A 7,619-nucleotide genomic window follows, 5' to 3' on the forward strand; every position below is an offset into this window, starting at 1 on the left:
TCCGACGACGACTGGGTGCCTTTGGCAATGGTTCATCGCAATGCCCTCGACCGGTGGTGGGTGAGCCGCGACGTTCGGCTTGTTCCGGTGTCGGATCACGGCCTCAGTGATTCTCCGTGATGCTCCCAACAGCGAAGGGTGATGGCCGGCGGCGGCTCGTTACCGGTCGCCGAATTACCAGCACAAACGTGAAGGAGGGGCGTGGCATGCACCGAAGACTCAGGCGTCGATGGCTCCACGCAACGGTAACCGCCATCGTGGTGCTCGCCTTGGGCGTGGCCGCTCGGCCATTGCCGGCGTTCGCCGCGAACGGGGACCTGGTTCAACAGACCAATTTCGCGCAGGCGTGCTCCAGCGGCATCGGCGTCGGTATCGCGTTCGACGGCAAGAACCTGTGGTACAGCTGCTACGCGTCCAGTCCGGACCTGTACAAAGCGGATCCGATCACCGGGGCGGTGCTCGCCTCGTACACCGTCGCAGGCGGGCTGGGTGCGCTGGCCTGGGACGGCAATCGCAAGAAGATCTGGGCCGGCTGGGGCGGCGCGGGTGCCGACGGCGACGTGCGGCTGATCGACCCGGCGACCGGTGCCGGGGCGGTGATGTTCAACGCGCCCGATGCCGGCGCCATCGACGGGCTCGATGACGGGCTGGCGTACGACGCGCAGGACGACAGCCTGCTCATCAGCCCGGACACGTCCACGACCATCTTCCACTACTCCACCGCCGGCGCCAGCCTGGGCAGCTTCGGCTGGTCCGGCAGCGGCTGCTACAACAGCGGCCTGGCCATCGGCGGCCAGCTGCTGTTCCAGGGCTCCGACGGCTGCAACCACGTCTGGGTGGTGCAGCGCAGCACCCACGCCCCCGCGTTCGACTTCGCCACCGGTGCCGGCGGGGTACGCGACGAGGACCTGGAATGCGACAGCGTCACGTTCTCGCCGAAGACGGTGATGTGGTCGGTGGAGGCGTACGAGCCGCGTCGGGCGATCGCGTTCGAGATCCCGCCGGGCTCCTGCGCCACCGGCGGTGGGGTGGACAGCGATGGCGACGGGCTGCTCGACGAGTGGGAGACGGGCGGGGTCACCATCGACCCCGACGGCGCCGGCCCGCTCCCGCCGCAGTTCATCGACCTGCCGGCGATGAGCGCGGACAAGAACAAGCCGGACATCTTCCTGCAGATCGACTGGATGGCCGACGCCACCCACAACCAGAAGCTGAGCGCCGCCGCCCTCAAGACGGTCGTCGACGCGTTCGCGACCTCGCCGTACGTCAGCCCGACCGGATCGGTGGGCATCAACCTGCACATCGACGAGGGCTCGTCGAGCATCATGAACTACGCGACCAACGCGACGTGGGGGTCGATGAGCAAGGCCAATCAGCTCGCCTACGTCGCCAACCTGGGCACCTCGGGCGGGGGCGGCTACGACTGGAGCGCGTTCCAGGCCCTCAAGGACGCCAACTTCACGTCGACCGGGCGTACGCCGATCTTCCATTATGTGATCGCCGCCCACAACTACGACTCGACCACCTCGTCGGGTATCTCCCGGGGCATCGGCGCCTCCGACCTGATCGTCAGCCTTGGCTCGTTCACCGGAGGTACCGGCAGCGACAGCGAGCAGGCCGGCACGCTCATGCACGAGCTTGGCCACAACCTCGGGCTGCACCACGGCGGCGGTGACGACACCAACTACAAGCCGAACTATCTCAGCATCATGAGCTACGGCTTCCAGATGAGCGGCGTCATCAAGGGCGGGGCCGCGGGGACTTTCGACTACTCCCGCTCCGCCCTGGGCAGCCTGAACGAGAACAGCCTGAACGAGCCCGCGGGGATCGGCGCCCCCGGTTACGGGACCCGGCACTGGTGCCCGACCCCGGGAACCTACGTCGCGGTCAACAACGCCGGCGGCGCCATCGACTGGAACTGCAACGGCAATTCCACCGAGACCGGCGTGTCGTTCGACATCAACCACGACGGCGCCAACGGAACGCTCAACGGCTACAACGACTGGGCCAACCTGAAGCTCAAGGGCGGCGCGATCGGCCTGGCCGGGGTCACCCCCGACCTGCCCATGATCACCGACCACAACGAGACCATGACACCGGAGGAGGAGCAGAAGAGCCCACCGGCGTCGCGGTACACCTTCACCGGCTTCTTCTCCCCGGTCAACAACCCGCCCACTGTCAACATCGCGAAGGCCGGCAGCGCCATCCCGGTCAAGTTCAGCCTCGGCGGCAACCAGGGCCTGGACATCTTCGCCGCCGGCTCACCCGCCTCCCAGCAGGTGACCTGCGACTCCGGCACGCCGGTCGACGACATCGAACAGACCGTCAACCCCGGGAATGCCACACTGACCTACGACCCGGCCACTGATCAGTACACGTACGTGTGGAAGACCGCCAAGTCGTGGGCGGGCACCTGCCGCCACCTGACCGTGACCGTCAACGACGGCACCCAGCGCTCCGCCGACTTCAAGTTCAAGTAGACCAACCCGTCCTGGCAGGGGCCCACGCACGGTGCCCCTGCCAGGACACCGAAGAGGCAGTCGACATGACCCGCGTACTGCTCCTGGCAGCCGCCGTACTCGTCGCCGCGGCCGCATGCGCATCAGGCACACCGCCGCCGAACACCGCCACGGAATCTCCCGCAGCGACTCCACCGCCACCATCCAGCCCTGCCGGTATCACCTCGCAGGAGGCGGCCCGAATCGCGCCACTCGCGCCAGCACAGCTGACGGCCGTCACCGATGCCGCCACGATCCGCCTGGCCTGGCCGGGCACCGGCGAAGACATCGCGTATTACCAATGCTTACGGCGCACCCCGGGCGGCCAATGGCTGCCGGTCGGACGAACCCCACCCGCGCAACACACCTACGTCGACCGCAACCCGGGCACCGGCACCCACGTCTACGGCGTGCAAGCCGTCAACCTGTCCGGCCTCGCCAGCCCGATCACCGAAAGCCGGCCCGTCACGATCCGCTGACCTCGTCACCATACCCTCAGCCGCCCAGGTGAATCCGGAGGAAAAATTCACGGCTGGCCCCCGCTCCCTTGGTGGGTTGCCGCCCAGCGGTGGCCCACCATCGGAACCGTCACGCTCCCAACACCGTCCTACCAGCATGCGCCGCCAACTACTCGCGCTGACCGTCGCCCTGACAGCGATCACGCCGATCGGCTGCGCGCCGGGCGGCTCGTCCGGGACGTCCTCGCCGACCGGCGCGGCGTCGACCGGCTCCGGCATCGAGGGGCGCACCATGGTCGATGGCGGCTGCCCCGTGATCAGGGACAACTCCCCGTGCCCGGACCGGCCCATGCCGGCGCGACTGGCCGTGACCCGACCCGGCTCGAACGTTCCCGTCGCCACCGCCACCAGCGACCCCGACGGTCGGTTCCGCCTCCCACTGCCACCCGGCGACTACGTCCTGCACCCCAGCAACGTCACCGGCGGCCTCCACCCCGCCGCCGCCCCGATCGGCGTCCGGGTCACCCCCGGCACCTACACGACGATCACGGTGCCGTTCGACTCCGGCATCAGGTAGCGGCGAACAGACGTCGCCCGAGCGCCGATGCCGGACACGGCAGGGTTACCGCCGGCAGACGCGCGCGGTTTGAAGTGCACTCCCGGTGCAGTATGGTGCACCCATGGATGAGAGCACCGCCGCCCTGGCATTGGCGATCGGCGTGCGGGTCAGGCAGGAGCGGCAGTCGCGGCGCTGGACGCTGGATCAACTGGCGGAGGCCGCCGGGGTGAGTCGCCGGATGGTGGTCAACGTCGAGCAGGGTGCCGCGAACCCGAGCGTGGGGACTCTGCTGAGGATCAGCGACGCGCTCGGCGTCGGGTTGCCGGCGTTGGTCGAGCCACCGCACCCCAAGCCGGTGAAGGTCACCCGCCAGGGTGATGGCGCCGTCCTGTGGAGCGGCGAGTCCGGTGGACGTGGGGTGTTGGTGGCCGGCACCGAACCACCGGATGTGGTCGAACTGTGGGACTGGACCCTGGGTCCTGGAGACCGTCACGTGAGCGACGCCCACACGCCGGGCACCAGGGAACTCGTGCAGGTCCAGCAGGGCACGATCACGGTCGAGATCGCCGACCGGTCGGTCACCCTCGATACCGGCGACGCGGTCGCGTTCCCCGGCGACGTGCCGCACTCGTACGCCAATCCGGGCACCCAGCCAGCGCGGTTCTGCCTGGCCGTCTTCGAACCGGGCGTCGGGTCGAGGTCCCGGTCGGAGGTTGTCGGTGGCTGACCTCGACATGCTCCAGGAGTTCCTCGCCGGCGGCCAGGTCGACGCCGCAGTGTTCGGGCTGCGGCCCGACTACCGCGCCATGCTGCTGGCCGTCGACGGGCTCCGCCCGGGCCCGAGCGACCAGGCGACCGAAGCGATGCTCCAGACGGCGGAGGCCACGGCCCGCGAGGCGCTGCGCGACCGGCCGGTGGAGCAACTCCCCCACGTGGCAGCCTGGCGCGAGGCGTACCGGGCGTTCGGCGCCAAGCCGCAACGCACGCGCAACAGCCTGGAAGCGCTCCTGCGTCGCACGGCGTCCGGGCTGCCCCGGGTGAACCGGCTCACCGACCTCTACAACGCCGTCTCGGTGCTGCACCAGATCCCCCTCGGCGGAGAGGACCTCACCCGCTACACCGGCGCGCCGCGGCTGGTCCGCGCCACCGGCACGGAGCCCTTCGACACCGCGGCCGACGGCATCACGATGATCGAGCACCCCGAGCCTGGTGAGGTGGTGTGGTGCGACGACGTCGGCGTGACCTGCCGACGCTGGAACTGGCGCCAGGCACGCCGCACCCAACTACGCGAGGACACCACCACAGCCCTATTCATCCTCGACGCGCTCGACCCGATCACCGACGAGGCACTGACGGCAGCCGCCGACGACCTGATCGCCCACCTGACTCGGCTCGGACCCGACGTCCGAGCAGTCCCCCGCCTGATCACCGCGGAGACCGCATCCGCCGAAGGAGCCTGACATGCTCGTCCACCCGTGGGACGCCGCGCTCGACCGCGCCGAGTGGCAGGACTGGCTGGCATCCACCGAGCGGTTCGGCATGCTCGCGGTCAACAACCTCGAACCGGCCCAGGCCCCGCTGGTGCTGCCCACCCACTTCACCGTCGCCGGCGAGGAACTGCTCATCCACCTGGCCCGACCGAACCCGGTCTGGCCGCACCTGGAGGCGGCCCCCGAGGTACGGCTGGTCGTGATCGGCGACTACTCCTACATCCCGACGTACTGGCGGGCCAAGGCCGGCGGGCCCGACGAGGACGGCGTGCCGACCAGCTACTACACCACGGTGCAGTTCGTGTGCCGACCCACCGTGGTCGACGACCCCCAGGGCAAGGCGGAGATCCTCGCGGCCCAACTCGCCGACTTCCAACCCGAAGGCCGCCACGCCCCCGTGGCCGTCGACGCAGAGCCGTACGGGCGGATGCTGCCCGGCATCCGGGGCGTCCGGCTGACCGTGCTGCGGGTCGACGCCAAGTTCAAGTACGACGACCACAAACCCGTCGAGCACCGGGAACGCGTCATCGGCCACCTCGAACAACGCGGCCACGGGCTCGACACCGGGGCCGCGACACAGCAACGGCGGCGCCTCGCCGCGGTCGGTGACTGGCAGACCCACCGGGACCGGCCATGACCGTGACGTACTGAATGGGGACGGCAAAGCTATGAGGGAACAAGGCAGCTGCGGCCAGGCCCCGGCGCGCGAGGGGGCCCGAGCCCACCCACAAACTTTGATCATCCAGGAAGGCCGCCCTGACCATCGTCCGGGCCAGCCGTTGAATGTGCCGGTCATCCTCGCATCCAACTTTCGGGCCGGACCGCCGAGCATCGAGGGATCAGGTCGTGAGTACTCGAGGGACGACGGCACTCCCGCATGGGAGGCGTTGGAAGACATCGTGGGCCGCTTGGAGGATGGGTCCGCCGTCCTCTTCTCCTCCGGCATGGCCGCCATCGCGGCGGTCCTCGATCTGCTGCCCCTAGGAGCAACGGTCGTCACGCCCGTGGACTGCTACTCAGGCGTGAGGGCACTGCTGTCGGACGGTGACGCCATCGGGCGCTGGAAGCTGCGGACGGTCGACATGACACGGCCGGACACGGTGAAGGACATGCTGTCCGAAGCCGACCTGCTGTGGCTCGAGACGCCCAGCAACCCACTGTTGGACCTGGTCGATATCCGTGACCTCGCTACGGCGGCCCGTGGACTTGGTGTGGCCGTCGCCGTCGACAACACGTTCGCTACCCCGCTGCTACAGAACCCGCTGGCGCTCGGTGCTGACTTCGTGGTGCACAGCGCGACCAAGTTCATCGGCGGCCATTCTGACCTGCTGCTCGGCATCGCCGTCTGCAAGGAACCCGCGCAACGTGAACTCCTGATCCGCCGACGCGAGGTCGCCGGAGCGACCCCCGGCGCACTCGAATGTTTCCTCGCGCTGCGCGGGATCCGCACCATGAGCGTGCGGCTGGTCCAGTCACAAGACAACGCCGCCGAGCTCGCCCGTCGGCTCTCCGAACATCCGGCCGTTGCCCGGGTCCGCTACCCGGGCTTGCCCACACACCCCGGTCACGACATTGCGGCAGCGCAGATGAACGGCTTCGGAGGAGTGTTGAGCTTCGAACTGGCGGAAGCTGCCACCGCCGATGCCGTCTGCGCCGCAGTCCGCATCATTCATTCGGCGACCAGCCTCGGTGGGGTGGAAAGCACCATCGAGCGACGTGCCAAGCTGCCCGGCCAGGAGCACGTACCGCCCGGGCTGCTGCGGCTCAGTGTCGGTTGCGAACACATAGAAGACCTGTGGCGCGATCTTCTCGAAGCCCTCCCAGCCGCGAACATCGCCACCGCCGGCGAGCACAACATCGCGCTGCGGGCTTGAAGGGCTGTGCCAGCGACGCGTATGCCCGGGTTTCACGACCAGGGCCATCCGGGTCGATAGGGGCGACGGGGTCGGTGGGCGGGATCGCTGGGAGCACCTCCACAGGCCGCTGCTATCCGCGGCGGCTCAGCCGCCCGGCCAAACTCTCGGAAACGATCACCTCGAATGAAGCCGGACGAGCATCCCATTCACCAGCCGTCTTTCGGGATTCGCAGCGATCTTTTTGTCTTGCTACGCTGAGTGCCCGCGCGTGTCGTCTTGGTGCGACCGGTGGGCGCCGTGATGCGGGCCCAGCCTTGCGTACTCAGCCTTGGTTGACCGCCGGGTGGCACGCGGCGAGAACGCCACGAAACATTCCCGACGGTAAGTGGTCTGACCTCCGTCAGGATGCCCTACACTATCGCACAGTACGTCTGCGTGTAACGGTGGATAAGGATATCATGACGAACATGGACAAAGGGGTGCAGAGTGGTGCCGGGGGGCCCGCTTGGCACGCCGTCGGACAGGGAGGCCTGAACTCGCGGATCCGCGGCGAGATTCTTCGGGTGCTCAAGGAGCGGCGCCTGAAGCCCGGTGACCAGCTTCCCCCCGAGCGTGAACTCGCCGCCGCCCTCCGCGTGAGTCGGCCGTCGGTACGCGAAGCGGTGCGGTCCCTCGAGGCCGAAGGCGCGCTCGTCGTCAAACATGGTCAGGGTGTCTTCGTCGCCGAGCCGGCATCGCGGCGCCAGATCAGGGCGGCC

Annotated in this window: 8 protein-coding genes; all 8 read left to right on the forward strand. The window is 68.8% G+C overall.

All coding sequences use genetic code 11. The features are described from left to right. Positions 1–257 precede the first annotated feature (257 nt). A complete protein-coding gene (locus ONA70_RS11015) occupies positions 258–2,480 on the forward strand; it encodes a PxKF domain-containing protein (protein ID WP_265006277.1) in 2,223 nt (740 codons plus the stop codon). A gap of 65 nt (positions 2,481–2,545) precedes the next feature. Then, positions 2,546–2,977, forward strand: coding sequence for a hypothetical protein (locus tag ONA70_RS11020; protein ID WP_265006278.1), 432 nt, complete (start codon positions 2,546–2,548; stop codon positions 2,975–2,977). Between the two features lie 136 nt (positions 2,978–3,113). Then, positions 3,114–3,533, forward strand: a complete 420-nt coding sequence (locus tag ONA70_RS11025; protein WP_265006279.1) for a carboxypeptidase-like regulatory domain-containing protein — start codon at positions 3,114–3,116, stop codon at positions 3,531–3,533. 103 nt (positions 3,534–3,636) lie between these two features. Beyond that, on the forward strand, positions 3,637–4,242 hold the full coding sequence (locus tag ONA70_RS11030; protein WP_265006280.1) for a helix-turn-helix domain-containing protein: 606 nt from the start codon (positions 3,637–3,639) through the stop codon (positions 4,240–4,242). Beyond that, positions 4,235–4,975, forward strand: a complete 741-nt coding sequence (locus tag ONA70_RS11035; RefSeq protein ID WP_265006281.1) for a B3/B4 domain-containing protein — start codon at positions 4,235–4,237, stop codon at positions 4,973–4,975. The genes ONA70_RS11030 and ONA70_RS11035 overlap by 8 nt, the downstream gene beginning before the upstream one ends. A 1-nt stretch (position 4,976) precedes the next feature. After that, positions 4,977–5,642 (forward strand): FMN-binding negative transcriptional regulator, encoded by a 666-nt coding sequence (locus tag ONA70_RS11040; protein ID WP_265006282.1) that lies wholly within the window; start codon positions 4,977–4,979, stop codon positions 5,640–5,642. 97 nt (positions 5,643–5,739) lie between these two features. Continuing rightward, positions 5,740–6,879 carry a trans-sulfuration enzyme family protein gene (locus ONA70_RS11045; protein WP_265006283.1) on the forward strand — a complete coding sequence of 380 codons (1,140 nt, stop codon included), beginning with the start codon at positions 5,740–5,742 and terminating at the stop codon, positions 6,877–6,879. A gap of 440 nt (positions 6,880–7,319) precedes the next feature. Further along, the coding region (locus tag ONA70_RS11050) for a FadR/GntR family transcriptional regulator (RefSeq protein ID WP_265006284.1) at positions 7,320–7,619 on the forward strand (300 nt) is incomplete at its 3' end.

It is taken from the genome of Micromonospora yasonensis (assembly GCF_026013475.1).
Lineage (GTDB): Bacteria > Actinomycetota > Actinomycetes > Mycobacteriales > Micromonosporaceae > Micromonospora > Micromonospora yasonensis.

What these genes read in the sequence shown, in the direction of transcription:
- ONA70_RS11020 (WP_265006278.1), top strand. Translation starts at nt 2,546, where the DNA reads ATGACCCGCGTACTGCTCCTGGCAGCCGCCGTACTCGTCGCCGCGGCC.
- ONA70_RS11025 (WP_265006279.1), top strand. Translation starts at nt 3,114, where the DNA reads ATGCGCCGCCAACTACTCGCGCTGACCGTCGCCCTGACAGCGATCACG.
- ONA70_RS11030 (WP_265006280.1), top strand. Translation starts at nt 3,637, where the DNA reads ATGGATGAGAGCACCGCCGCCCTGGCATTGGCGATCGGCGTGCGGGTC.
- ONA70_RS11040 (WP_265006282.1), top strand. Translation starts at nt 4,977, where the DNA reads ATGCTCGTCCACCCGTGGGACGCCGCGCTCGACCGCGCCGAGTGGCAG.